Raw genomic sequence first — 25,362 nt, 5'->3', positions numbered from 1 at the left:
TCACTCCATCTCGAAGAGCGCTTCAGGCTCGTCCTCGACCAGCGTGGCCACGTCGGTGGCGTCCGGCAGGGTCACGTCGGGGAAGTAGAGCGTGCACAGGGTGTCGAGGCGCCCTGCCTCGGCCACGACCCACTCTCCCTTCACCTTGGTCCGCGGCATCGCGTTGACCAGACCCTGAAGGGTCGAGATGAACCCGGCGTCGTTGATGTAGCCGTGCTTGTCGAGGAACCGCTTCGCCGCAGGCATGCCATCGTGCTCGGCGATGTACAGGGTCGTGTCGACCGCATCGATGATGTAGCCGAACGAGGCGGCCTCGGGTCGTACGCCAGGGGCGTCGGAGCCTCCGCCTCGTCGCACGCGCTCGCTCGGGTTGAGTAGCCTAACCTTGCCAGAGGACTTCGAGACCACCTTGGCCCGCTCTAGTTCGTCGATGTCGAGCCCGCCGACGGCGAGTGCCAGGAGGCGGGCAGTGTCGAAGGAGAATTGGCGGGCAGCGAAGGTGTCCCAGGCCAGCAGAACGAAGTCGGTCAGCGTGTCGACCTTCGGCGCTTTACCGACCAGACGGGAACGGCGCAGCTCCACGATCTCCTCGCGTGCCAGGGCGAGGGCTTCCTCGGGGCGCAGGAGCTTGTCGCGGCCGTCCTCGTCCGGGGTCGAGGAGTAGACCGGCCAGTTTTGCGAGATGACCGAGAGCGTCGGACCGTACGTCGAGAGCAGCAGGTCGACGCCGTCGATGCCGTCATGCTGGAACCGAGTCGCTGCCTCGCGGGCCGCACGTCGGATGTCGTGTTCGATGTCATCGAGATAGACCTTTACGTCATCGTCCCGATCATCGCGCTTGCGACAGACCAGCATGATTGTCGACGCCGCTGAGTTAACGTTGGTCTGGTGCGATGACACCTCGGACTCGGTGTTGACTGGCCAGGACGTTTCGATCGTGAAGCCAGCCTGCATCAGGCCCATCCCAAGGGTGTCCCACGCCTCAGCTCGCTTGTGGGTGAACATCACCGACAGGATGCCCTCATCGGCCAGCACGCGACGCGACTCCTCGAAGATACTGGTCATCTTCGTCTCGTAGTCAAGGTCGGCGAGTTCCTTTCGACGTCTTCCCATCGCCGCGAAGCGCGCCGGGTTGGCGACGGCCTCGTTCTGTTTGTCGGTCAAGTCGTCGCAAAAGTACTCGGGGATGAGGCGCCCAAGAGTTCGTTTTTCCCAAACATAGAAGTAGTCAGCCAGCTCAGCGTACATGACATTATCGTAATATGGCGGGTCCATGCATATGTGGACTACTGAGCCGTCCTCAAGATCAAGGCTCGCGGCGCTGCCCTGCAGGACGGATACGTTCCTCCTCAGCCGGTTTTCGAGGTCGCCGTCAGGTGCTCCAGTGTTGTCGAGCAACCGAGCGATACCGCTGTAAGCGTCGAGCAACTGGTCCAGAGCCCAAGAGTAGAGCGCGGTGGCACCATCGAATTCGGCGAATGTCCACTTGAAGGAGAAATTATGCTTCTCAAAGACGCTACGCATCTTCTGGCGCGATACGTCCCACGTGGAGGCCCGGGAGTTCCAATTGAGTGCTTTGCTCTGCATCAGGGCAAGCTCGAAGAGGACGGCGTCAGCCGACTCGACGAGCGACTCCTGAACCTCAGGAACGATGCGTGCAAACTCTTCGCTGAAGGCCCCATGCGCCAGGGCTTGGCGCGGCGTAAAGAAGTCGAGCCACGTATCGATGCCGTACATGCGGTGACCGCGGTCATAGTTGGCCTCTGCGGGGATCTCCTCGGAAGGCAGAATGCCCGTCGCTTGCCACAGTTCCTTCTCCTCCTCAAGCTTGACTTCTGCGGCAGCGATAGCATCAAGGTCGGTCTGAGTGGGGGCGCGGAAGGTGCGCTCGCCGGACGGCCTGCGGATGGCGACGGCGTAGAGTATTTGCTTCATCTGGCCGACTCGGGCGGCCTGCTTAATGTAGTCGCCGTCGATGACGAGATTGTCATAGGGCGAGATGGCCTTGCCGCGGGCGGTCGTCCCGGTGGCGGCATCGGTCTTGTCGACGTTCATGCCCAGGGCCAGCTCGAAGATCGGTTCGGGGAGCTTGACGCCGCCGTACTCGGTACGCATCCGGACGGCGGCTTCCTTGCCCGCGGCCTTGCGGAGCCACTTGTCGGGCAGGAGCGGTACGAGGCGGCCCGTGCGAGGGCAGGGAATGGCATTCGCCCAGATGTAGGCGATAATTCTCTCGCCGCTCTGGAGCGGGAAGTACTCCTTGAGGCGCTTCTCAACGCGCTTGACGAGGATTCGCCCCCACTTCTTCAGCTCCGGAACCAAGTCGAGCCCTCTGGTCGCGGGGATCTCTACGCCAGCCTTGAGTACGCTAGCGGCGACCCCGTTGAGGTCGTTTGCGACCACAGGGAGCCCGAGACGGGACGCCGCCCAGGGGATGCTGCCGCCACCGGCCGTGGGGTCGGCCAGCGTCGGGAGCTTGCCCCAGGTATGGATGAGCACCGCGTGGAGAAGGTCGATGTCTTTGCGCGGGACCGGATTACGGAAGGCCTGCTTGTAGCCGTAGCCATTGCCCTTCAGCTTCACGCCTGCGGCGTTAGCTGCGTCGATGACCTTCCGCCCGTACACCGGATCACCCCAGATACCGACTAGGTGGAGCAGCCAGCCGCGGTAGGTGGCCTCGTCCTGGAGCTCGACGGCATTGGGGAATGCCTTGGGCAGTTCCTCGGACCACGCAGGAAGGACACCCGCGAGGACGACGGCGGCGGAGGCGACGAGAGGGCGGCGGGCCCACCAGATGTGGAGGAAGGAGAGCGGTGGGAGGGCCGAGGCGGCGCCTCGTTCCCGACGGGATTCGATGCCGAGTTCGGCGACGGGGAGCCAGTCCTCGATGAGTACACGCGGCTTGGTGCTGCTCAAGGCGGATTCTTTCAGTCGTCAGAGAGAAGCGTCCGGAGGGCCTTGCGGGCCCGCTTGGCGTCGACGCCGATGCATTTGGAGTACCAGTAGTAGGTCTCCTCGGTGCTCATGGCGTTGATGCCGGCGATCAGGGCTCGGACGCGCTGGTGCTTGGCGATGGGCTGGGTGGCCAGCAGGATCAGGGCCAGGCGTACGCCGTCGGGTTCGGTGAGTCGTATGGGCGCCTTGCGGGTGAAGGTCAACACGCTGGGGCGGTGGCCCGATCGCTTCATGGCGGCGAAGAGGGCGTCGACGACGCGGCCCGTCTGCTGCGGGGTGAGGGTGACGACGGTCGTGGCGAGGACGGCGCCGGCCCCGCCGTACGTTTCCTCGATGGTGAGGCCGTAGGTTTCGCCGCGGCCGGGCTGCACGATGAGACGGAAACCGCGGACGCCGTCGACGGCAGCGAGTCGTCGGCTCGGGACGGGCATCGCGCGCTGTTGCGCGGTCATTTGGTTACCTCGGCGGTCATCGTTGTGCTCTTCATGCCTAGCTTCTTGATCACTTCATGGATCTGGGCGAACTGCGGGTCGTCGACGTCGAGTGCCGGGTTGAACCGGAACGTGAGGATGACGTCGCCGACGACCTTGGTGGCGGCGGTGAGCGCCTTCTTGGCGTGGCCATAGGCCATCTGGAAGGCGGTGCGCTCGGCCGTGCCCTGGAACTGGATACCGCCTCCGGTGAGCCCTTTGTACTCGGCGCGGATGGTGGAACGGACCGTGATGGTCTGCTTCTGCAACATGCCGAGCGAGGCGACGGCGAGGTCGAGGTCACTCGTGCCGGACGCGGAATCCGCGCTCACCTTTAAGGTGAGGGTCGAGATGGTGCGGATGGTGTAGTCGGAGACGGCGTCGAGCAGGGTTTGCATGGCTGCTCCGCCAGGACCGTTCGCGGTGAAGGTCTTGGAGGTGGTCGTGCGAGCGGGGACCTCGACTCCGATCTCGTCCGCTGTTTCGCGGGGCAGGATGTGGAGGGTGTCGAGGCCCTTGTCCTTGATCGCCGAGGGTGAGAGCGCCCGGACGCCGGCGGCAGGCTTGGTGTCGGTGACGACGAACCAGCCGTACTCGCTGGACTGGACGGCGGTGGCCAACAGGCCGAGGACCTCGGTCTTCGAGGGCTCGCCGCCACAGACTGTCTCTAGGCGGGCGCGGAGGTCCACGCCGGCGAGCTGATCGCTGGTGAGCACCGAGCGGAGGTCGGTCTGGGTCGGTTTGCGGACCAGGAGGCCGCGCTTCTGTGCCTCGGCCATGGTCATGACTTCGGTGTCGGCGCTGAAGGTGATCGACATGCCGGCCTGGTTGTTGGCCGTGTATGCCTTGCCGCTGGCCGAGTCGTAGTAGACCCAGCCGTCGTGGTTGACCCCGTTGACGATCGCGTCACGCAGCAGGGAGGTGTTGCGGACGATGGAGGCCTTGTGGTCGGACCAGAAGTAGTCGGCGATCGCGGCGGTGGTCGTGGCCTCTTTGTTGGCCCAGGTTCGATTGCGCAGGAAGGAAGCCGTGAACGGGCTGGTACGGATCTTGTCCTCGTCGGTCAGCAGTGTGATGACTGCAGAGGTGGCATTCTTGGGGTCGCCCTGGGCCTGGGCGGGAAGCTCGCGGTGACGCAGGTAGCCGGTGGCTTTCTCGTCGGCCGGGTAGTAGATGTGCTTGAAGCACCGGGTGACCGCAATGCGTGCCTGGAGGCGGGCCTCCTTGTCGTAGGTCTCGACCTTCTTGCGGACCTCCTCACTGAACTGCCCCAGCCGGTGGGTATCGGCGGCGAGGTTGTTAGAGGCGATCAGGGCACGTGCTCGGTCCTTGAGTGCGTGGACCTGCTCGGCGTCGGCGAGGGCGAAAACTAACGAGTTGCGGTGCTTGCGCGGCGTGCCGACGGATCCGACCTTGTCGAGCATCTCCACAATCTGTGTCGGCGGCTGGTCGGCGTGGCGCGGGTCGATGGTGACAACATCGTGGTCGAGCACGACTACGCGCAGCCCGTCCTTGTCTGGGATCGCGGCAGGACCTGACGGGAAATGGATCGCAGTGACGCCACCATCGTTGGCGAACGCCTTCTGTATCAGGCTATCGACTTCCGCGGCCACCGCGGTGTTTGCGACGTTGCGCTTCTCGGTCTCGATGATGGCGTTGACGTTGGGCTCGATGTTGAAGCGCCAGCGAGCACCGTCGTAGGACAGGTGCCAGAAGACCTTCTCCGACTCGGTCAGTGCCTTCTCGAAGATGGTGGCGTCCTCGCCGGGGCGCAGGGTGCCGACGAGCCAGTCGTTGCGGCCCGCCCCTGCGGTGGAGACCATCTCCAGGGAGTGCGTGAACACGGTGCGGGCCACGCGGGCCGAGTACGCAGGCTTACCGGGGAAGACGTCGGCGTCGACGACGGCGGCATGGGAGGCGTGGGAGGCGAAGTCGCCCTTGGCCACGCTGGCGTACTCGGCTCGACTGAGGCCGTCGGTGAGGTGGTTGAGAACCGGCTCGTTGGAGTAGTCGATGTCGCCGACGTTGATGATCGCCGTGTCGTCGTTGGTGGCGTAGATGTTGGCCACGACCTCGGCCAGGAGCTTCAGAGCGCCGCGGGCGCGCTGGAACTCGGAGATGTTGCCCAGGCGCTTGTCGAGGACACGGACCAGCTCGGGGTGGAACGGGTAGGTCTTGGTGACCAAGTGGCCGTAGGAAGCCGGGTGCTCGGCGCCGCCGGCGAGTTGTTCGGTCTTGGCGAGCTGTTCGTAGAAGTCCCTGTAGGCATCCCCGGCTGCCATGGCGGCGTCCTTGTCGACGGAGGCGAAGATGCGCTTCTTGAGGATTTCGCCGATCTCGTTGTCATCGGCCGGCGTGATCACCGCGCTCGGCCGCACCGCGCGGGTGAGCACGTCACCGGTCTCCTGGGCGGCCTTGACTGAGGCGGCGTTGGCGGCGTCGGCCTTCTCCTTCTCCTCACCGGTCAGCTCACTGATCTCGGTGGTCTCCGCACCGAACGCGTTGGTGGTCGCGGCCAGGGTGATGATGACCGAAACCTTGTTGGTCGGGTCGGAGGCGACCTCGAAGAGATTTCCGAGGAAGACGGGTATCGCACCGGCCATGCGGCGCACGTCCTCGCTACCGGAGGAGGCCACTGCCCGCAGGTACTTGGCGATCTCATCGACGATCACCACCGTCGGCTTGCCGCCGAAGGCGGCCTTGATCGTAGCGGTGCCCGGAGCGGTGCGCTGGGTGTCGTTCGCGGCCATCGTTGCGAACGCGTCATCGCCAACCTGGGCGGCCATCTCACCCCACATCGTGTAGGTGCGATGGCCGCTGGTCTCGATGCCTGCGGTGGGGTCGAGGGCGTCGCCGACTAAGGCCGCGACCTGGACGGGACCTTCGGGAAGCAGGCTCGGGTCGAGGAACTCGGTGACGTTGGACGGCCGCGATCCCCTGGCGAGGTGGTAGACGGCGGTCAGGCCATGGGTCTTACCGCCACCGAACGAGGTCGTCGGGCGAAGCACGCCGTTTTCCCCCGCGACACCCTTCGCTCCGCTCAGGCGGCCGAAGGTCTTCGTGAGCAGGGTCTTCAGGCCGCTGGTGGGGTAGGTCTGCGCGAAGAACGCCTCCGCGTCGCCGTACACCGGATAGTGCTCCGCGTCGCGGACCACCTTGTCCAGTTGTGCCGCGAAGTGATTGTCCGCTAAGCCGCCTTCGAGTACGTCCTGCCGCGGAACACAAACCTTTCGCAGAGCCACCAGGCTCAACGCTGCCATACCTATCCTGCCCCCACTCTCGCACGCGGCGTCACTCCCCGAACTTCGCATCATGTTATGAGGCGAGATGCCGAACTGGCGCGCATGTGATCGAGTTGAGACAGCGTCAGGCGGGCTTGCAGTCGTCGGGGCCCGCCTTCTTCGGGCTCACCGCTCCGCCAGCCTCTGCAGCGATCGCAGCGCACGACGAGCAGGAGGCGTCCAGAGCCCAGCTCGGGCTGGGCATCACGTGCAGCGATGAGAGTGTCGCCATCCGGTGATACTGCTGTGTCTCCGCCCGACCTCCCGCTTGGTAGACCGGCTCTGACCTCAGCCGACCCGTAGCGCAGAGATCCGCGTCTCCCGTCCACGTGTTGCCCGGGTTACCGACCAGGCGATCACACCATCGGGGAGGCGGCGCACGGCCCGGCCCGGCCGTGCGCCGCCGAGCGGCTTCGGGGGTGCACGTCGCGGCCGGCGGAACCGAGCAGGCGAACTTGCCACCGACTGCTGTCCTTCGCAGCCCGCCCGCAATCGCCAGTCCTCTGACCCTTGCGCGGCTCCCGTACCAGACGGACCACGAACGGCGATCCTTATAAGACGCGCACCGCATTTGAGGTAGAGTCCTTATAAGCCTGCTGTCGACTCCCGGAGGTTCCTTTGGTTCTGCCCCTCGTGAAGCCGTCCCCTGAACCCGATGACGTGCGAGCCCAGTTGGGCGGCATGGGGACCAGGTTGGAGTTCCTGCACGACGTACTGCGCGCAGGAGAGGCGGCGAGGCGCACCGCCGTCCCCAACGACCCAACCGGAACGGCGGGCCGACGGGCCTACGAGGCGCACGTACGGATCATCCGTGAGCTGCACATCGAGCAGGAGGGATGGGCCCGGCTCGTTCACGGTCGCCTCGAACTTGTCTGCAACGCGGACCGGTCGGTCGCGATGGGTGTGATGGTCGGCGACGCCGCCACAGGGCAGGCAAGCCTGTTCCCGAAGAACGCCCGCCGGCGTGGACCCGCTACCGACATGGTGACTCGCGCCAATGCTGGCGAGAGCGCCCCGCACGTACAAACGGCTCTGTTCGTAGCCGGGGCCGGCCCTGATGGGGTGGCGCTGAGCGAAGAAGAAGCCTGTGCCCTCAAGACGTGGTTCCTGCTGTCCTACCGCACCAAGAACGGCGACACGGTACGGATCGAATGCGAACTGTCGCAGCCAAAGAGGTTCGAGGGCGGCTTCGTGGTCGAATGGGGTAGGCGGATTCCGCTTCCCGCCCTCGTGATGGACGGAATCGAACCTGTGAACGATGATGGGCCTGGAGAGATCGACATCCCCGTCGACTTCCGCTAAGGCCCTGGTGGGGCGGCGAACCTCGCCGCCCCACCATGCACCACCAATAGCTGAGGCAGCCCCACATGGTGACCCCGTCCCGTATCACACTCGCCCGCAAGCGCAGGGGACTTACCCTCGCTGAGCTGTCCGACCGGGCCGGGATGTCACTGCAGAGCCTGTCGAACTACGAGACGGGACGCACCACACCACGCTCCGGCACCCTCGACAAGATCGCCTCAGCGCTGGACTTTCCCGCAGCCTTCTTCGAAGGTCCTGCGCTGGACGAACTCCCCACCGAAGGCATCTCCTGGCGGGCGCGCACCAAGACGTCGGCAAGGGTTCTCGAGGCCGCTCGGGCCGCTGGCACGCTGGGCGCGATGCTGTACGACTGGATCGACGAAAGATTCCGCCTCCCAGCAGCGAACGTGCCCTCACTGGGCAAACCCGACCCGGAGACAGCCGCTGGCATGGTTCGCACCCGCTGGGGTCTGGGAGAAGCGCCAGCGCCCAACATGGTGCACGTTCTGGAGGCGCATGGGGTTCGAGTGTTCTCACTGGACCCCGACCACGCCGAGGTCGACGCATTCGCGGTATGGCGCGACGGCGTTCCGTTCGTGTTCCTCAACACGCTCAAGTCAGCCGAGCGGGGCCGCTTCGACGCCGCCCACGAACTGGGCCATCTCGTGATGCACGGTAGCGAGCATGCCTGCTCAGGGCCCGAGGCCGAACGGCAAGCGAACGAGTTCGCCTCCGCGTTCCTGATGCCGCGATCGAGCGTTCTGGGGCACATGCCGTCGGGCGCGCACATCGACCAGATCCTTCGGGGCAAGCAGATCTGGAACGTCTCCGCCATGGCGCTGACCTACCGGATGCACGACCTGGGTCTGCTGTCCGATTGGCAGTATCGGTCCACATGCGCCGAGCTGAGCCGTTTGGGGTACCGGTCCGGCGAGCCTCAGGGCATGGGCCAGCGCGAAACGTCGCAGGTGTTGACGAAGGTCTTCACCGCGCTGCGTTCGAGGCGGCTTCGACCCTCATCCGTCGCGGCTGAACTCGGGCTCACCATTGCCGAGATGAACCGGCTCCTGTTCGGGCTCACCTTCACCACCTTCGATGGTGAAGGCCGACGCATGGCGGCTCCCGCGAAGCGCAGCCTGTCCATCGTGCCCTGAGGGGCCGCATCTCAGCTCCGCTCGCTCCCACGCGAACTGCAGTCGTAGGCAGGCGCGTCTGTCCCCGAGGCGGGCGTAGTCAAGATCAGGGAAGAGTGGGCCTCCGTTCCGCTTGTCCCGGTGTAGGCGCAAGTCGTCCGGTGCGGCGCCAGCGGGCGAGGACGGCGCGGCCGTAGTTGTTGGTGCCGGCGATTCGGTCCAGTTCGGCGCCGGTTGGTGTGCGGCCGGATGCGCGTTCGTGTCGGAAGTGGTCCCACATCACGTCCTCGGCCTTCGGTGGACGAGACGGCCGAGAGTTCTGCGAGAGTGGGGCGAGAGTGATCACCTTCTCGTTCTCGGGCCTCTCGGCGGTGGCGAGACTTTCCGCTGAGACCTCCGGCCGGCTCTCGGCGAGGGCTCCTGAACGGTGGCGGTGGGCGAGCAGCTCTACCGAGAGCAGCAGCGCGACCGGGGGCCAGCCCGCCACCACGATGGGTTGCCAGGACAACGACGGGGCGGCGGCGATGTTGGCTGCGAGGGAGACCGCGATGCCCAGTAGGAAGCCCAACCAGACTGCGACTCGTGTCCGGCGGCTGGCAGCTCCGCGTGGCTTCAACAGGGCAGCTGTGGTCAGCAGTAGAAGACCGTCCACCGACAGCGGCCACAGTGCCGCGCTGGTCGGGTCGGCGCCGCCGTGGAGGGCGAAGTCGCGCTGGTGCTCGTAGGAGGCGTAAGCCGCCACTCCCGCAACCACGAGGGTGCAGACCCGTCGTACCCACACGTCGCTGCGCGTGTGCTCGGGCTCCTTGGTTGGCGTCATCGCCGCTCGCCTTCCACAGCGTGACTGGCGCAGGCGAAGACCTGGGAGCCGGTCAGCGACCGGCCCACGGGCACGTGCCGCACCGGGACGCCTAGGAAGTCGACCCCGCAGACGATGCAGGCCAGGCCGTCAGCCTGGGACGGCGACAGGCCCGTGAGGATCGGCTCGCAGTTCATCGGGGATCACCGCCCCGACGACCGCGGCGCCGCTTCGGGAGCGTTACGGTCGCGGAGACGACCAGCTCACGAGGCGTGCGGGTTCCTGTGGATGCTGTCGGAGCCGCGCCGGGGGCACCGCGCACATGGGAAACGAAGCCCCACCGTCCCGGACGGTGGGGCTCATCGCTGTCTCGGCGGTGGCTGCGGTGGCGTCGAGAGTGTCGTCATCAGATGATCACTCGGCATCGGGCACTGTTGCCCTTGACACCGGCGCAGGCCTTCCACCGGCTGGCGTCGCCCAGGACGGCGGCTCCGGGCGTCTTCGCCCACTACTCAGCGATCAACTCCTCGGGCTTCCGTGAGCTGTGGGAGGGCCAGACCGTGACGTTCGATGTCACCCAGGGCCAGAAGGGCCCCAGGCGAAGAACATCAGCCCGGCCTGATCTTCCCCACCCGTGCTCGTGGCGCCGCAGCACCGCGCTCGAAGCGCACGGCTGCCTCGCGCGGCCCGCCCCGTACGGCCGGCACCGGGGCTCTGCGCGGGCGGTGTGGGATCAGCGGAGGAGGTGATCAGGGCCCGCGTGGCAACAGCCGCGCGGCTCTGATCTGCGACAAGCCCGACGTACGGGACGATGGGCGGCGTCGGTAAGGTGCACTGCCCCGCACCGGAGTGGCGTTTCACGACGTCTCCCGATGCGTGAGGCGCGTGCCGGTGACTCTGCGCTCCCGGCAGGCCAGTATCTATGACCGCGAGGTAAGAATTTAAGGCGCGGCGCGGGAAGAGTATTGCCGCGACGAACAGCATGCAGTTGATTCGGGCGCACGCATGCGGATGCGGCATGCTAGTGTCGATCTCAGTTGCAGTCGTGGTTCCCAAACTTGAAGCGCCTCCAGTCGGCTCCGTGCCATACGAGAGCGCCTTGTATTCCCGGGTCATTTTCCGGGCGGGGCATCATCGCGGCGACACGGTGTCCGCGCAGTGCGGATGCTGATGTACTGCCCCAAAGGAGATTTGACATGGCATCTGGCACCGTGAAGTGGTTCAACTCGGAAAAGGGTTTCGGCTTCATCGAGCAAGACGGTGGCGGCGCCGACGTGTTCGCCCACTACTCGAACATCGCCGCCCAGGGCTTCCGCGAGCTGCTCGAAGGCCAGAAGGTCACCTTCGACATTGCGCAGGGTCAAAAGGGCCCGACGGCCGAGAACATCGTTCCCGCCTGACGCTGACGCGCACCTCGTAGCTGGGGTCCGCATCCCTCGGGGTGCGGACCCCAGCTGCACGCATTTCCCGAATTCCTCCACTTGCAGGATGACCGCTATCCACGGAGCCCCGCCGGGACGCAGACCGCTTCGGACCTGCGCCCCGCCGATTTCCTGAATTCGACGTTCGCTCGACGTCATCCCGTTTCAGCGTCCGCGCCGACACCGGTTCCTGTGGGCCGGGTGCGCTTTCGCATTTCACTCGGCCCGTTCTTGTGATTCCCCGCACCGCTCTTTCTCTGCGGGAATTCCTTGATGCGCGCCGTATCAAGGAAGGTTCTGAATGAACCCCACACGTACGAACGGCCGCTCCTCACGCACCCGCCGCCCCACTGGCGGCTCCGCTTCCGGCTCCACTGCCGGTTCGGTCCGGGGCAGTCGCTCCGGTTCGTCCGCCTCGCGCCGCTCGGGCGGCTACAGTCGCCGGCCCGCCGCTGTGCAGGGAGAGTTCGCCCTGCCGGAGACCATCACCCCGGCGCTACCCGCCGTCAAGACGTTCGCGGACCTCAACATGCCCCGGCAACTCCTGGCCGCGCTCACCGCGCAGGGCGTGTCCGTACCGTTCCCGATCCAGGGCGCGACGCTGCCGAACTCCCTGGCGAGCCGTGACGTCCTGGGCCGAGGCCGGACCGGTTCCGGCAAGACCCTCGCTTTCGGTCTGGCCCTGCTGGCCCGCACCGCCGGGCAGCGCGCCGAGGCCCGTCAACCGCTGGCCCTGATTCTGGTCCCCACCCGGGAACTCGCCCAGCAGGTCACCGCTGCCCTCACCCCTTACGCCCGCGCCGTGAAGCTGCGCCTGGCCACCGTCGTCGGCGGGATGCCGATCGGCAAGCAGGCGGGTGCGCTGCGTGGTGGCGTCGAAGTCGTTGTGGCCACCCCCGGACGCCTCAAGGACCTCATCGACCGTGGTGACTGCCGGCTCAACCAGGTCGCGATCACCGTTCTCGACGAGGCCGACCAGATGGCCGACATGGGCTTCATGCCCCAGGTCACCGCTCTCCTGGACCAGGTACGTCCCGAGGGCCAGCGCATGCTGTTCTCCGCGACCCTGGACCGCAACGTCGACCGCCTGGTCCGCCGCTACCTCGCCGACCCCGTCGTCCACTCCGTGGACCCCTCCCAGGGTGCGGTCACCACCATGGAACACCACGTCCTGCGCGTACAGAACGTCGACAAGCACCGGATGACGACGGAGATCGCGGCGCGCGAGGGCCGGGTCATCATGTTCCTGGACACCAAACACGCCGTGGACCGCCTTACCCAGGACCTCCGCGACAGCGGAGTCCGGGCCGCCGCCCTGCACGGCGGAAAGTCACAGCCGCAGCGCACCCGCACCCTCGCCCAGTTCAAGACCGGGCATGTCACCGTCCTGGTCGCCACGAACGTCGCGGCCCGCGGCATCCACATCGACAACCTCGACCTCGTCGTCAACGTGGACCCCCCGACCGACCACAAGGACTACCTCCACCGCGGCGGGCGTACGGCCCGCGCTGGCAAGTCCGGCAGCGTCGTCACCCTGGTCACCCCCAACCAGCGCCGCGACATGACCCGCCTCATGGCCGCCGCCGGCATCGTCCCCCAGACCACCCAGCTCCGCCCCGGCGATGAAGCCCTCAACAGGATCACCGGAGCCCGGACCCCCTCCGGCGTCCCCGTCACCCTCACCGCGCCGGCACCCGAGCGGCGCAAGCGCAGCGCGGCCTCCCGCGGTCGACGCACTGCCGCTTCGGCTGACCGGCGTGCGAGCGTTCGGCACTCCGCCTTCGACGCGGCGGCCTGAGCACCACGTGATCAGGAAGCCGACCCATCTCCGCAGGCGGAACATGGTGACGCTGATCCAGACGCAGCCGCGCTCCGCGAGGGCCACCCCCGCGCTGAGCGATGCCCATGCGCTTCGCGCCGATCACGTGGGCGTCCGCCAAGGTCTGCACCCGGTGCTCCACGGCCTTGAGGGCGTGTACCACCGCATCCAGCGGGAAGTGCGGCGGTCGGCCTCGACGTACCGAGTGCGGCAGCAGTGCGCGGAGGCGACGGCGAGAACACGGCAACCGGCTCAGGTAGCCCTCGAGTCCTCGCCGACTAGGAGCGGCCTCACGGCAGTGCATGTCATCGGCCACTTACATTTCCCGTTCCTTCCGTGCCCGCCGCCGCTGTACGACTGATCACGGACCACCGTCTGCGGCGCGGATGAGCGGCCAGCGTCAGTGAGCCCGGAGGGGAAGCGTCGCGTCCGCGGTCACGCGTCTGCCGGGAACCCGCAGGTCGCGCCCTTTTCCATCGGTGTGGTGCCCCGCCGGGGGCACCAGCCGCAACGCCCCGGAGCGATCATGCTCCGGGGCGTTTGACATCCACGTTTGACATCAACGGGCGGTGGTGATCAGTGGCAGTGACCGGCGGAGAGGCGCTCAAGCGGCTGACGTGTATGGCGGCAGCGCGGGCGTTCGGTCGACACGTCGGCTCGGACCGCCTCATCCAGGCCGCCCTCGACGCGCTCCTGGCCGACGTCGACTCACCGTCGCTCGCGTACCTGGCAGGACTCGGGCGTCGTGAGGAGCACGAGGCGCAGGAACTGTTCGACCGGGTGACAGAAGAGCTGGGCATCGGCATCGAGGTGCCCAAGGAGCGGACCGCGGCCGCATGGGCCCTGGCCCACTGGCTGGCCGCCCGGGTCGCCGACGGTTCCATGGACCCAGCCACCGGCGTGGACCTGATATGGGCCGAGGCGGCGATCGACCTCGGCTATCCCGACGAGTTGCAGCCGATCGTCACCTCCGCGATCCAACTAGCGGATTGGGACGAGCACCGGGGTACCTCGCTCCGGGAGCTGAAGGAAGAGGCCTTCCGCGCCGCCCGAGAACTCGTCGAGCGTAGGACGGCAGAAGGAGCCCCGTTGCCGACCACAGTACGTGGCTCCACGTCTCGCACGGACGTCACAGACGCCGTTTGAGTAGCCGGTCCATGTGGCTGATCGCCTCCCGCTGGGTGTCCTGGACGACGTGCGTGTAGACGTCCATCGTGATGCTGATCTGACTGTGCCCGAGGATCTCCATCACGACCCGAGGAGCCACCCCGGCGGCCGTGAGGAGCGTGGCGCAGCCGTGCCGCGCGTCGTGCAGCCGCCAACCAGGTGTACCGGTCGCCGCTCAACGGCATCGGTCCCGGCACGACGACGAGCGAATCCGTGTCGAGGTACCGGTACGCCAGAGGTTCGGTGCGCTCGGCGGTCAGCATTCGTTCGAAGCGGTCCCGCGAGCCCGGCGGGAGCAGGAACCCGACTTCTCGCGCCGACCAGTCGGCCATCACCGGGCCCAGGGGAAGTCCGTGACGCTCCAGCTGATCGAACGTCTCCACGCCGATCCGCTGCTCAACCACCACGACGTCGAAGCGGCGCCCGACCGTGAGCGCGTAGGGCCGGCGCGGGTCGTCCGCCCACTGCTCACGGCAGCGGTCGGGCAAGTCCGCCGCTTCCGACAGCCAGGCGACGCCCCGCCGCGTCATCCGCACGCCCCTCACCTCCGCACCGCCGCTGCGTCGACCGGACGGCCGCCGTACAACCACCATCGGGTCCCAGGCACGGCGCCCGGGAGATGACGACAGGTGACGAGGGATGACGCGCCAACGCGCACGACGTCATCAGCGCTGAGCCGAAGGTCTCGGCAGTGAGCTGCGTGATCTCGTACAGGCGTCGCTGTAGCTGCTCGGGCGCGTGGTCGAGGGTGAGCCGAAGGAACGGGAGCGCGTCCAGCAACTCGGCGGTGTCGGCACGAGGGCTGGCGAGCTCGGTGGCGTCGGGCTCGTGGATTTCTGCCACTACCGCGAGGTGGCCTTGTGCTCGGTTCCGTCTCGTTGTAGCTGCGGCTCAGACCCTCGGCGAACGGATTGCCCGGTTCGCTGTCCTGTGTCCACGTCGAGCCGGTGGTTGGGGGTGGGCGAGCTCGGCCAGCAGACATGCGAAGCCGCCGCCGCGGGCGATGGGAGGTGGCGCCGCTCATGCCCACAGCCCAGCCCCAGCTCTATAGGTCGTGGGTTTCGGATTCCGCATCGCGCATCGGTCGTGCAGGTACCCTTGATTGCATCATCATCGCGGCCCGACGGGCTTCCGCTCCAACTCCGATGGAGTCGTGAAGGACATGCCCCCACCCGCACGAGTCATTTCGTGCTGCCTGGGGGAAGCCCTTGTTGTTCCGCGCGTCCGCCCGAACGGTCGCCGCCATGGCGCTCGATGGGTCACTCTTCCTCCATCTCACCGAACAGTTCGTCCACATGCACGGCTACCGCCCCGGCTCCTCCGAGATCCGCTCGTGGGAGCGGAGCATCCCCGCCCTGACAGCCGTACTGAACGACGCGGGCCTCGGCGATGTGGAGGTCATGATTGAGTACGCGCTACCGCTGAATAGCAAACGAGCCGATGTCGTGCTCGCCGGATTGCATCCGGTCACGGAGGAACCATCGTACGTCGTGGTCGAACTGAAGCAGTGGAGCCAGGCAACGCCGGCTGAGGATGACCCGGTCCTCTGCCATGTCGATTCCTATGCGCACCCCGTCCTCAATCCCATCGAGCAGGTGCGCCGTTACTGCGAGTACCTCGTCAACTTCAACGGCGCAGTCGCCGAGCACCGGCAGCGAGTCAGCGGAGTGGCCTTCCTCCACAACGCGACCGAATTCGGGGTGAGCGGACTGCGCGAGATCGAACTTGACGAACAAGGACAGTTGTTCACCGCCCAGTGCCGAGGGGAGTTCCTCGAATATCTCCGTACCAGGCTGAGCGACAGGTATCCGGGCGCCCGAGCAGCCGATGGGCTCCTCGCCGGCAAGACAGTCCCGTCCAGGCAGCTGATGTCCGTGGCAGCCCAGGAGGTACGCGATCGCGAACAGTTCACCCTGCTGGACGAGCAGTACGTCGCATACCGCATCGTGCTCAACGCCGTCCGTAAGGCGAAACGGTCCGATCACAAGGAAGTACTGATTGTCACCGGAGGTCCAGGGACTGGTAAGAGCGTGATCGCGCTATCCATACTTGGTGAGCTGTATCGGCAAGGGATCCCGGCCCTGCACGCCACCGGCTCACAGTCGTTCACAAAGACCATGCGCAAGGTCGTGGGAGCCCGCAAGCGTGAAGTACAGGATCTCTTCAAGTACTTCAACAGCTTCATGACGACCGAGAAGAACTCTCTCGACGTACTTGTCTGCGACGAGGCCCACCGAGTTCGCGAGACCTCGGCCAACCGTTACACTCCAGCCCTCCAACGCACAGGTAGACCGCAGATCGACGAACTCATCGATGTTGCCCGCGTCCCTGTGTTCCTCCTCGACGAACACCAGGTGGTGCGCCCCGGCGAAATGGGCACGGTCGCCGAGATCGAGGCAGCCGCCGCCCGTAAGGGGTTGCACTGCCATGTCGTACCGCTGGAAGGCCAGTTCCGCTGTGGCGGCAGCGACGCCTATCTGCGATGGGTGGTACGGCTCCTCGGCCTGGAGCCGGGTGGTCCCGTGGCCTGGGACCCCGACGACCGCATGCAGCTACTGGTCGCCGAGAGCCCACTGGAAATGGAGTCCTTCCTGGACGACCGCCGCACCCAGGGCTACGGCGCCCGTATCTCCGCTGGCTACTGCTGGCCCTGGTCCCCGGAACCCAAGCCCGGCCACGCACTCCCCGCGGACGTGGTTATCGACGACTGGGCCCGCCCATGGAACCTGCGCGGCGAGCGCGGCGTTTCGGGTGCGCCCCCATCGGCACTGTGGGCGACCGACCCAGCGGGATTCGGACAGATTGGCTGTGTCTACACCGCGCAGGGCTTCGAGTATGACTGGTCTGGCGTGATCTTTGGCCCGGACCTGGTCTGGCGAGGGGACCGCTGGGTCACGGTTCGCGCGGCATCGAAGGACCCTGTGTTCAAGAGGTCCACGTCGGACGCTGACGTGGACCGCCTGATCCGCAACACCTACAAGGTGCTGCTGACGCGAGGCATGGTTGGCACGGTCGTGTACTCGACGGATTCGGAGACACGAGCGAAGCTGCGCGAGCTGGTCGGTGCCGAGCGGGAGCTCATCATCTGACGGCAGGGACACGGGCTCGGGCGGATGGCTGAATCCGTAGGGCCGTGGCCTCGAAGCGGCGGTGGCATTAGCGGAGGTCGTCCGCGTGAACGAATGACTCTCTAAGATCGTCCGAACCGGTTGCGGCCCGACGGGCTTCCTCACGAGGACACGCCCCCACCCGCACGAGTCATTCGTGCCCTGGGGGAACCACCTCGTGTCCGTGCTCCTGTTGAGACTGTCGGCAAGGGACCTGCTCACCCTCAATTTGAGGCGCCGAATGGTGCCCCATCTCGCAGCCAGGTGGAAGCATTTCCGAGGTACCGAGGCGTCAGAGTCCGAACGCTCCGCGTGGGCCGAGAGCCTGGTCGATCTCGCCAATGACCTGGTCGCAGCGGGCCGAGGAAACGTGCACATGATCGTCGAGTGCGCGGCGACGCTGGACCAGCCGGAGAACCCCAACGATCTCCGCCTCATCGACGTCGTCCTGATCGGCAAGCGTCCGGACAACCTCGGGCTGGCCGTCCAACTCGTCGAACTCAAGCGCTGGTCCACGGTGACCAGGGTCGAGGCTGCCACAGCCGAGCTGGTGCGTGTACCGGGGATGAAGGATGCGAAGAAGCATCCAGCTGTGCAACTGCGGGAGTACTACGAGCTCTTCACAGGTGCCAGAGGACCGCTGAGCGGACTCACCTTCGAGTGCGGTGGCTTCGCCTACCTACACAATGCGACGGACGAGTCTGTGAGGCCGCTGACGGACCTCGGCGCGCCCACCGGCGCCTACGCCCGCGTGTACACGAACGACGGCCGCGATCGCCTGATCTCCGATCTGCGCAGGCACTTCGCCGAGGAAGGCGGTGCCTCTGCGGCCGAGATACTCATCCGTGGCATGAACTTGCGGAACACCCCACTGCTTGATGCCATGATCATGTCGCGTGGTGAGGACACGGTCTTCACTCTGCGGGGGGCGCAGCAGCAAGCCGCCGAAGACATCTTGGACACCGCGTCCCGCATCCTCGGAGACCGGAAGCAGCCCGCCCTCGTCCGGGACGAGAGACGGGTCGTCTTCCTGGTGACGGGCGGTGCCGGCACGGGGAAGAGCGCCATCGGCCTGCAGGTTAAGGCGAAACTCGAGGCCGAGGGACGAACGGTCAAGTACGCCAGTGGCAGTCGGGCCTTCAATGGCGCGATGCAGGAACACGTCGGCTACGGTGACAGGGAGTTCAAGGAGAGCTTCACCTACTTCAGCAGTTTCGTAACCCCACCCGATCCTCCTCTGGACGTACTGATCTGCGACGAGGCACATCGCCTCCGAGACCGCTCGACCAACCGTTTCTGGCAACCCCAGCAACAAGGCACACAGCCCCAGGTGGACGAACTGCTCGACGCCTCTCGCGTGACGGTGTTCTTCTTGGACGAGAGCCAGACCGTGCGGCCGAACGAGGTCGGCACGGTCAGGTTGATTGAGGACGCTGCGAAGCGGCGCGGTGCTGAACTGGTCCGCTACAAGCTGCGTGAGCAGTTCCGCTGCGGAGGCAGCGACGCCTACGTGCGCTGGGTACGAGCCGTCCTGGGCCTGTCGGAGGAAGAACCGGAGGTCTGGACGCCGGACGGACTGATGCACATCGAGGTCGTCGACAGCCCAGAGGAACTGGAGCGGATCATCCGTGCCGAGGCTCTCGCCGGCGCCTCCGCGCGCATGGTCGCGGGCTACTGTTGGCCGTGGACCAAACCTCAGGGCGAGGAGAAACGACTTGAGGCCGACGTCCGCATCCGCGGCTGGCACCGCCCATGGAATGCTGACAGCGAGGGCTTCTGCGAAAACGGCGCACCACCTTCGAAGATCTGGTCAGTGCATCCGGCCGGTATCGACCAGATCGGATGCGTGTACACGGCGCAGGGCCTCGAATGGGACTGGTGCGGCCTGATCATGGGCGACGACATGGTGCGTCGTGACGGGCGCTGGGTGTTCCGGCGCGGCAAGGAGCGCAAGGACCCGGAGACGGGCGTCAAGCGAGTCTTGGAGCGAGGGTCGTTCGATCCCAGGGTCCGAGTGAGCAGCCTCACCGATGACGACTTCGCCCGATGCGTCCGCCACGCCTACCACGTGCTCATGACCCGCGCGAGTCGCGCTACCGTGCTCTACTCAACGGATGAAGAGACGCAGACCTACCTGAAGGATCTCGTGGGGGAAATTCAGATTCACGGGCTTCGACCCACGTGGGAGAATCTACCGCCCGAGGCGCGCGTGTCCCATCTTCCCCGCCCCCGACGCGGTGGCAGCCGTTCACGTAAACGGAAGAGGCGGGCGCAGCCCGGTCAGAAGCCACTCTTCTGAGGACATATGAGAGGGGAGTGGCGGGCTCGCCGGGCCCGCCACATGCCCGTCTCAGACGAGCAAACGCGCTGCCACAGCCAGCACCGCCAACAGCAGGTTGGACACGACTCCGGCTGTGGCGCCGATCAGGACCTCACGGATCCAGCTTCGGCGCGCAGGCTTGTACTCGACAGGATTCACGAGGGCCACTCCTCGGTTGTGGATTTCGGAATGGCAGGGATCGCCCTACCGGGCATCCGCCCTCACACAGGTGAGGTCCACTTGGTGGCTCCGCCGTTCGTCATCCACGAACCGACGAACCGGCTCGCGAACCCGTTCTCGTACCCTCCGGGAAGGTACGCAACGCAGAGTCACCTTATCGCACGACGCGGTTGAGAGCAGGTTGCTCCACTCGGTCAGGCACCCCTCATTGAGGTCGTTGTGGAGAAAAGGCCACGCTGGACAGCCAGCCGCGTCGCAGCGGAGACCAGACGCCCTCGACCGGGCTGAGGTCGGGCGCGTACGGCGGTGGGTGGAAAATGGTCAGCCAGTCCCGGTCGTCGGCGAACTCGCGCAGGTCAGCAGCCTTGTGGGTGTTTGGGCATGCCCCAAACCGGGAGAATCGGACCGTAGAGTTGCTGATGGGCGGCGACCAGCGACGGTGGTCGGAGTGATCGTCAGCCGGTCGCCTTGGTGATGATGTGCTCCATCTCTTCGCGGTCGAAGGCGCGCAGCGTGGTGGAACGGACGTTGCCCACCGCGTCCAGTTGGAGGAGTGCGGCCGTGGCGGTCTCGTCGTCGGGTGCCTCGAGGATGGCCACGGCGTCGTAGGGACCGACGGTCCAGTAGATGTTCAGGAGCTTGGCCTTGAGCTTCTTCAGCGCTGAGCCGAAGGTCTCGGCGCGCTTCGCGGTGGCCTTGTAGTTTCGGACCCCCTGATCAGTCCAGTTCAGCAGCGCGAGGTACGTCGGCATGTTCTTTCGCCTTCGCTAGGAGACACATCATGAGGTCAAGCCTGGTCACCTCGGTGAGGGTCCGCACGAGATAGGCATCCGAACGGGCAGGCGGTCCCCGCCCGAGCGAGGACCGCCCTGCGCCGGCTACGTGGTGCGGTAGGCGTCGATGATGGTCTGCGTGGTGGCGTTGCCGTCCGGGTCGGTGACCGTGGCCCGGAAGGAGACGGTGCCGCCGGCGGGTGGGTTGGGGATCTCGATGGTGCCGGCGCTGACCGGTATCTCATGCCAGGTCTCGCCGCTGTCGTAGGAGGCGGAGACGGTCAGTGCGCCGCCGGCGCCCTGCACGGTGACGGGCACCGTCACCGTCTGGTTCGCCGGGCCGGTGCTGTCCGGCGCCAGGTCCGGGGCGAAGCGGATCGCGCTCGCGGGCAACTCGGCGACCTCGCCCTCGCCCGGGTGGGCGGAGGCGAAGGAGTAGGAGGCGGTGACCTCGCTGCTCACGTTCGCGGCCGCGCCGTCGCGGCTGAGGGTGGTGACCAGCTTGTACTCCGCCTCGTCGGCCGGGACCTGGAACTCGACCGCGTCGATGACGCCGTCGGCCGTCGCGTACTCCTCGCCGTCGCGGTAGCGCGTGGTGCTGGCGGAGGTGTACGGGATACCCCCGCCCTCGTGACCGGCGCCGTCGGCGAGCGGGTTGACCCGGCCGCCGATGGTGTCGCCCGTCCGCAGCAGGCCGTCGCCCTCCCGCAGCATCGGGCCGAACACGCCGACGCCGAACGACTCGTGGTACCGCTGCCCGGCCTCGTAGACCGCGGGGTCGGCGAAGTAGGCGCCCGCCGCGTCACCCTCGGCGTCCGCCTGCGCGGCGGTGAACTCCCATCCGGCGCCGGTGTCCGCCTGGAGGAACAGCTCGCGGGTGCGTGGCGTCGGTTCGTAGCTGTAGGCCATGGTCGATATGCCGGTGAACGAGTCGGCGGCGAACAGCACTCCGGTGCTCCCCGGCAGCGACGAGCCCTGATCGACGGTCACCCGGGCCAGCGCGTCCCGCGTGACGTGCTGGCTCAGCCCGGTGTAGAACCCGTCCTGAAGCGCGGCGGCCGTGTGGTATCCGCGGTCGCCGTGGTGCCAGATGCTGCCGACCGCCGATGTCATTCGCCAGTCCTCCGGCAGCTCGCCGAGCAGGGCGGTGCGCATGCCCTGCGGCACCGGGCCCGCGTACCAGCCGGTGACGATGTCGCCGCCGCCCCCGCCGGCCGGGGAGACGGTGGTGGTCATGTTGAGGTCGGACATCTCCGCCCGGGCGTCCGGCACGGTGACGTCGATCGGTTCGGCGTCCCGAGCATCGAAGGTCAGCGTCGCGTCCTCGGTGAGCGACATCCGAGGCTGGACCAGCCAGTCGAGGCCGGCCGGGTCGGTGGCGTCCTCTCCTCCCTGGAAGATGGTCGCGTCCACCAGGTAGTCGCCAGCGGGGACCCGCATGGAGGTGGCGGTCTCCGGCGTGAACTCGATCCATTCGCCGGTCTCCGCGTCGACGAGCTGGATCCACCACTCCTCGGACGGGGCGCCGTTGCGACCGGTGGTGTGGACGGTCAGGTCGTAGCTCTCCACCTCGCGATGGACGGTGCCGGAGGTGCGGACGGTCTGCTCACCGCCGGTGGTCGTGAGGGTCACGAGGTACGCGCCGTCGAGTCGGGGAACGGTGGTGTCGGCGGTGACCTCCACGGTGGCGCTGCCGCCGGCCGGCACGGTCACCTGATCGGCGCCGAGGGTGAACATGCCGGACGGCGCTGGCTCGCCCCGGGGGTCGGTCGCCTCTGCCGTCAGCTGGAGGGTGACGTCCTCCTCGCCGAGGTTGCGGTAGGTCAGCTCGCGGGTGATCGGCTCGTCGTCGCCGTGCGGCCACTCGGCCAGGCCGAAGTTGAGCGACGCCTGGTCGGCGACGATGGGCTGGTCCATGGCGGTGGGCACGTCGATGCGGCCGGCGCCCTGCTCGAACGGGGGGTGGTCGCCGGGCTGGGCGGAGGCGACGAGGGCGCCCTTGAGCCGCTCTCCGGTCCAGCCCGGGTGCTGCTGGAGCAGCAGGGCGGCGGCTCCGGCGGTGTGGGGGGCGGCCATCGATGTTCCGTCGAGGCTGACGTACCCGTCGGCGACCGGGGCGCCCTCCTGTTCGACGACGCTGCCCGGGGCGGCCGCTGCGGCGATCGCCACGCCGGGGGCGGTGACGTCGGGCTTGATCGCGCCGTCGCGCGTCCGGGGGCCGATCGAGGAGAAGTCGGCGAGCTGGTCGGACTTGTCGACCGCGCCGACGGTGAGCGCGGCGTCCGCGGTGCCGGGGGAGTCGATCGTGCCGGGGCCGAACGCGCCCGAGTTGCCGGCGGCGACGACGAAGAGCGTGCCGGACTCGGCGGAGAGGGTGTTGACGGCCTCCTCCATCGGGTCGATGCCCGTTGGGTCGGCGATGCCACCCAGGCTCATGTTGACGATGTCGGCCCCCTGCTCGACGGCCCACTCCATGCCTCGGATGATGTCGGAGTCGGTGCCGAAGCCGAGGTCGTCGAGCACCTTGCCGTTGAGCAGTTCGGCACCGGGGGCGACACCGGTGTAGCGGCCGTTGGAGTGCGCGCCGGTGCCGGCGGCGGTGGAGGCGACGTGCGTGCCGTGCCCGAAGTGGTCCTCGGTGTCGGCGGCGCTGGAGAAGTTCTGCTCGGCCACGACCTGCTCGGAGACGTCCTCGTGGTTCGAGGAGATGCCGGTGTCGAGTACGGCGATCGTGGTGCCGGCGCCCTCGTAGCCGGCGTCCCACGCCCGCGGGGCGCCGATCTGCCGCACGCTCTCGTCCAGGCTGGCCCGGACGACGGCGTCCAGCGCGATCGACTCGACGCCGGGCGCGGCGGCCCGTGTGCTGTCGTCGGGTCGGTCGTGCCCGGTGAACGCCTGCCAGGTGGCGGCCGTGTCGTCGGGGGCGACGGTCATCGCCTCGCCGTTGATCGACTCCAGCTCGGCGGTGACCTCGGGCGCGTCCCCGGCGGCGAAGAGGTCGGCCGGGGTGTCGTTCGGCCGCGCGCCCTCCTCGTAGGTGACGATGAGCGGCAGGCCCTCGGCGGTGTCGTACTGCTCGCGGCTGAGCTCGGTGACGTTGAACAGGCGGCGGTCCAGCGACCCGTCCGCGATCAGCGGCTGCGCGTCCCGCGGGATGACGTAGGTGGCGCCCTCCTCCTCGCCCACCCGGACCGGAACGTCGTCGCGGCCCTCGGCGCGCATCAGGCCGGTGACCTCGCCGTGGCCGTCGAGCACCACACGGTCGCCGGTGACGAGCGTGATGACCTTCCCGGCAGCTCCGGCAGCTCCGGCAGCGGTGTTTCCTGAGGAGGTCGTCAGGGCGGTGGCGTCGTTCCCCGGGTCGGGATCCAGGGTCTGGGCCAGGCTCGGAACGGCGAGCCCCGCCGTCAGCGCCAGTGCCGCGACCGCCGACACGGTGGCCGCGCTCCCGCGCCGTGGATTCGTTCGTCGTCGTGTCATGCCGGGTAGAGACCTCGCTGCGCCGGCACGGGTTGTGTGGAGCGCGTGAGGCTTTCGTGGGGTCGGCAGGCGCACGTGCCCGGGCGTACGCGCCGATTGGCTTTGCCATTTCTTTGCAACCTGGCGGGCTGCCGGGTCGTCTCTTCGCCCGATTCGCCTGATGCACCACTCATCTCGCCGCATGGTTCCGGCGGGTGGGTTGGTCCAACCGGTCAAGGAGACACCTCCCATGCGCACAGCCCTTGTTGCCGCAGCCATCGCCTGTACGGCCGTCCTGGCCGGCGCGGCTCCGGCATCCGCCGACTCCGGCGTCCTGTCCCCGCAGGCCGCGCGGTTCGAGTCCGGGGACTCCGACGCCCCGGTCGACGAGACCCCGTCCCCGGAACCGACGGTGGCTCCCGATGATCCGGCCGAGGAGGACACGGCCGAGCCGACCCCCGTGCCGGAGGACGAGTCCCAGAGCCCCGAGCCGGAGGAGGAGTCGCAGAGTCCCGCGCCGGAGGAGGAGCAGGTCTCCCCGAGGCCGGAGGGGGCGCCCGACACCGGTGAGGCGACGTCGAACGAGGAGTCAGGGCTGGGCTCCGTGCCGGTGATCGCCGGTTCCGCCGCCGTGCTGCTTGCGGCCGGCGGTGCCACCGTTCTCCTCGTCCGGCGCCGGGCGAACGAGGCATGACTCGCCTCTCCAGGCGCGCCCTGATCACGGCGGCGACGGCCGTGGTGCTGGCCGGCTGCGGGGGTCCCGGAGGGAAGGGCCACCCGGACGCCGCTGACGCAGCCGCCGCCGGTCCGCGGGGGCGCCCGTCGTCGCAACCGGAGCCAGGGGATGGGCACGCCTCGGCGCCCGAGCGGCTGAGGATCCCCGCCATCGGGGTCGACACGCCGGTGATGCGGCTGGGCCTCGCCGCGAACGGCACGGTGCGGGTGCCGCCGATCGCCGCCGACTCCCCGGCCGGCTGGTACGAGCATTCGCCGGCGCCCGGCCAGCTCGGGCCGTCGGTGATCCTCGGTCACGTCACCGTCGGGGACTACGGCGACGGGGTCTTCCGGGACCTGGAGCGGCTGCGCCCCGGCGACCGGATCGAGGCGCGCCTGGAGAACGGCGACGTCGCCGAGTTCGTCGTCACCGACGTACAGACGGTCGCCAAGGCGGACTTC

The 25,362-nt window shown here is 67.5% G+C and carries 16 protein-coding genes and 4 pseudogenes; 10 read left to right on the top strand and 10 right to left on the bottom strand.

All coding sequences use genetic code 11. The annotated features are described in order from the left end of the window. From ABGB06_RS37080 to ABGB06_RS37070, 3 genes are read right to left on the bottom strand one after another with little or no spacing between them, the layout of a single operon-like run. Positions 1 to 2,916 (bottom strand): DUF1156 domain-containing protein, encoded by a 2,916-nt coding sequence (locus tag ABGB06_RS37080; protein ID WP_347599255.1) that lies wholly within the window; start codon positions 2,914 to 2,916, stop codon positions 1 to 3. 11 nt (positions 2,917 to 2,927) lie between these two features. After that, positions 2,928 to 3,407 (bottom strand): hypothetical protein, encoded by a 480-nt coding sequence (locus ABGB06_RS37075; protein ID WP_347599252.1) that lies wholly within the window; start codon positions 3,405 to 3,407, stop codon positions 2,928 to 2,930. Further along, positions 3,404 to 6,685 carry a DUF499 domain-containing protein gene (locus ABGB06_RS37070; RefSeq protein WP_347599249.1) on the bottom strand — a complete coding sequence of 1,094 codons (3,282 nt, stop codon included), beginning with the start codon at positions 6,683 to 6,685 and terminating at the stop codon, positions 3,404 to 3,406. Before ABGB06_RS37070 ends, ABGB06_RS37075 begins: the two co-directional genes overlap by 4 nt. Before the next feature lie 714 nt (positions 6,686 to 7,399). Here ABGB06_RS37070 and ABGB06_RS37065 point away from each other — a divergent pair. After that, entirely contained in the window at positions 7,400 to 8,008 is a 609-nt protein-coding gene (locus tag ABGB06_RS37065) for a hypothetical protein (RefSeq protein ID WP_347599246.1), read from the top strand. A gap of 65 nt (positions 8,009 to 8,073) precedes the next feature. Next, on the top strand, positions 8,074 to 9,162 hold the full coding sequence (locus ABGB06_RS37060) for an XRE family transcriptional regulator (RefSeq protein ID WP_347599243.1): 1,089 nt from the start codon (positions 8,074 to 8,076) through the stop codon (positions 9,160 to 9,162). A gap of 85 nt (positions 9,163 to 9,247) precedes the next feature. On the opposite strand, the gene ABGB06_RS37055 is transcribed toward ABGB06_RS37060, so the two are convergent. Next, complete coding sequence (locus ABGB06_RS37055) at positions 9,248 to 9,961, bottom strand: DUF2637 domain-containing protein (protein WP_347599240.1); 714 nt, start codon at positions 9,959 to 9,961, stop codon at positions 9,248 to 9,250. A gap of 451 nt (positions 9,962 to 10,412) precedes the next feature. On the opposite strand from ABGB06_RS37055, the pseudogene ABGB06_RS37050 reads away from it, so the two are divergent. The 4 genes and pseudogenes from ABGB06_RS37050 to ABGB06_RS37035 form a co-directional block, all read left to right on the top strand. Beyond that, positions 10,413 to 10,539 (top strand): annotated as a pseudogene (locus tag ABGB06_RS37050) (cold shock domain-containing protein); the annotation flags it as partial. 597 nt (positions 10,540 to 11,136) lie between these two features. Beyond that, positions 11,137 to 11,340, top strand: coding sequence for a cold-shock protein (locus ABGB06_RS37045; protein WP_093766428.1), 204 nt, complete (start codon positions 11,137 to 11,139; stop codon positions 11,338 to 11,340). A gap of 322 nt (positions 11,341 to 11,662) precedes the next feature. Beyond that, positions 11,663 to 13,159 (top strand): DEAD/DEAH box helicase, encoded by a 1,497-nt coding sequence (locus ABGB06_RS37040; RefSeq protein ID WP_347599237.1) that lies wholly within the window; start codon positions 11,663 to 11,665, stop codon positions 13,157 to 13,159. Positions 13,160 to 13,801: 642 nt separating this feature from the next. Then, complete coding sequence (locus tag ABGB06_RS37035) at positions 13,802 to 14,326, top strand: hypothetical protein (protein ID WP_347599309.1); 525 nt, start codon at positions 13,802 to 13,804, stop codon at positions 14,324 to 14,326. Here the strand turns inward: ABGB06_RS37035 and ABGB06_RS37030 are convergent. Both ABGB06_RS37030 and ABGB06_RS37025 read right to left on the bottom strand, forming a co-directional pair. After that, positions 14,310 to 14,498 (bottom strand): annotated as a pseudogene (locus ABGB06_RS37030) (tyrosine-type recombinase/integrase); the annotation flags it as partial. The gene ABGB06_RS37035 and the pseudogene ABGB06_RS37030 sit on opposite strands and share 17 nt — an antisense overlap. Before the next feature lie 40 nt (positions 14,499 to 14,538). Next, a pseudogene (locus tag ABGB06_RS37025) lies at positions 14,539 to 14,940 on the bottom strand (hypothetical protein); the annotation flags it as partial. A 615-nt stretch (positions 14,941 to 15,555) separates the two neighbouring features. On the opposite strand from ABGB06_RS37025, the gene ABGB06_RS37020 reads away from it, so the two are divergent. Beyond that, positions 15,556 to 17,436, top strand: coding sequence for a DUF2075 domain-containing protein (locus ABGB06_RS37020; RefSeq protein WP_347599234.1), 1,881 nt, complete (start codon positions 15,556 to 15,558; stop codon positions 17,434 to 17,436). Positions 17,437 to 17,830: 394 nt separating this feature from the next. Further along, entirely contained in the window at positions 17,831 to 19,753 is a 1,923-nt protein-coding gene (locus tag ABGB06_RS37015; protein WP_347599231.1) for a DUF2075 domain-containing protein, read from the top strand. Between the two features lie 51 nt (positions 19,754 to 19,804). Here ABGB06_RS37015 and ABGB06_RS37010 read toward each other — a convergent pair whose 3' ends face one another. The 4 genes and pseudogenes from ABGB06_RS37010 to ABGB06_RS36995 form a co-directional block, all read right to left on the bottom strand. Next, a complete protein-coding gene (locus ABGB06_RS37010) occupies positions 19,805 to 19,933 on the bottom strand; it encodes a DUF6408 family protein (RefSeq protein ID WP_347599228.1) in 129 nt (42 codons plus the stop codon). A gap of 244 nt (positions 19,934 to 20,177) precedes the next feature. Further along, positions 20,178 to 20,388 (bottom strand): annotated as a pseudogene (locus tag ABGB06_RS37005) (transposase); the annotation flags it as partial. A 21-nt stretch (positions 20,389 to 20,409) separates the two neighbouring features. Next, entirely contained in the window at positions 20,410 to 20,706 is a 297-nt protein-coding gene (locus ABGB06_RS37000; protein WP_347599226.1) for a GYD domain-containing protein, read from the bottom strand. 126 nt (positions 20,707 to 20,832) lie between these two features. Further along, positions 20,833 to 24,207 (bottom strand): S8 family serine peptidase, encoded by a 3,375-nt coding sequence (locus ABGB06_RS36995; protein WP_347599223.1) that lies wholly within the window; start codon positions 24,205 to 24,207, stop codon positions 20,833 to 20,835. A gap of 229 nt (positions 24,208 to 24,436) precedes the next feature. Here ABGB06_RS36995 and ABGB06_RS36990 point away from each other — a divergent pair, with 229 nt between their 5' ends. Continuing rightward, positions 24,437 to 24,880 carry a sortase-dependent protein gene (locus ABGB06_RS36990; RefSeq protein ID WP_347599220.1) on the top strand — a complete coding sequence of 148 codons (444 nt, stop codon included), beginning with the start codon at positions 24,437 to 24,439 and terminating at the stop codon, positions 24,878 to 24,880. Beyond that, positions 24,877 to 25,362 (top strand): sortase (locus ABGB06_RS36985; protein ID WP_347599217.1); only part of this gene is annotated, 486 nt, incomplete at its 3' end. The genes ABGB06_RS36990 and ABGB06_RS36985, both read left to right, overlap by 4 nt.

Source organism: Streptomyces sp. B6B3 (assembly GCF_039871525.1).
Lineage (GTDB): Bacteria > Actinomycetota > Actinomycetes > Streptomycetales > Streptomycetaceae > Streptomyces.
The sequence above is the reverse complement of the archived record's forward strand: the minus strand, read 5'-3'. Positions and strand labels throughout refer to the sequence as shown.

Bases quoted from the DNA above. Each gene is read 5' to 3' on its own strand.
- ABGB06_RS37070 (WP_347599249.1), bottom strand. From the start codon at position 6,685: ATGGCAGCGTTGAGCCTGGTGGCTCTGCGAAAGGTTTGTGTTCCGCGG.
- ABGB06_RS37075 (WP_347599252.1), bottom strand. From the start codon at position 3,407: ATGACCGCGCAACAGCGCGCGATGCCCGTCCCGAGCCGACGACTCGCT.
- ABGB06_RS37015 (WP_347599231.1), top strand. From the start codon at position 17,831: ATGATCGTCGAGTGCGCGGCGACGCTGGACCAGCCGGAGAACCCCAAC.
- ABGB06_RS37035 (WP_347599309.1), top strand. From the start codon at position 13,802: ATGGCGGCAGCGCGGGCGTTCGGTCGACACGTCGGCTCGGACCGCCTC.
- ABGB06_RS37000 (WP_347599226.1), bottom strand. From the start codon at position 20,706: ATGCCGACGTACCTCGCGCTGCTGAACTGGACTGATCAGGGGGTCCGA.
- ABGB06_RS37045 (WP_093766428.1), top strand. From the start codon at position 11,137: ATGGCATCTGGCACCGTGAAGTGGTTCAACTCGGAAAAGGGTTTCGGC.
- ABGB06_RS37060 (WP_347599243.1), top strand. From the start codon at position 8,074: ATGGTGACCCCGTCCCGTATCACACTCGCCCGCAAGCGCAGGGGACTT.
- ABGB06_RS36995 (WP_347599223.1), bottom strand. From the start codon at position 24,207: ATGACACGACGACGAACGAATCCACGGCGCGGGAGCGCGGCCACCGTG.
- ABGB06_RS37040 (WP_347599237.1), top strand. From the start codon at position 11,663: ATGAACCCCACACGTACGAACGGCCGCTCCTCACGCACCCGCCGCCCC.
- ABGB06_RS36990 (WP_347599220.1), top strand. From the start codon at position 24,437: ATGCGCACAGCCCTTGTTGCCGCAGCCATCGCCTGTACGGCCGTCCTG.
- ABGB06_RS37055 (WP_347599240.1), bottom strand. From the start codon at position 9,961: ATGACGCCAACCAAGGAGCCCGAGCACACGCGCAGCGACGTGTGGGTA.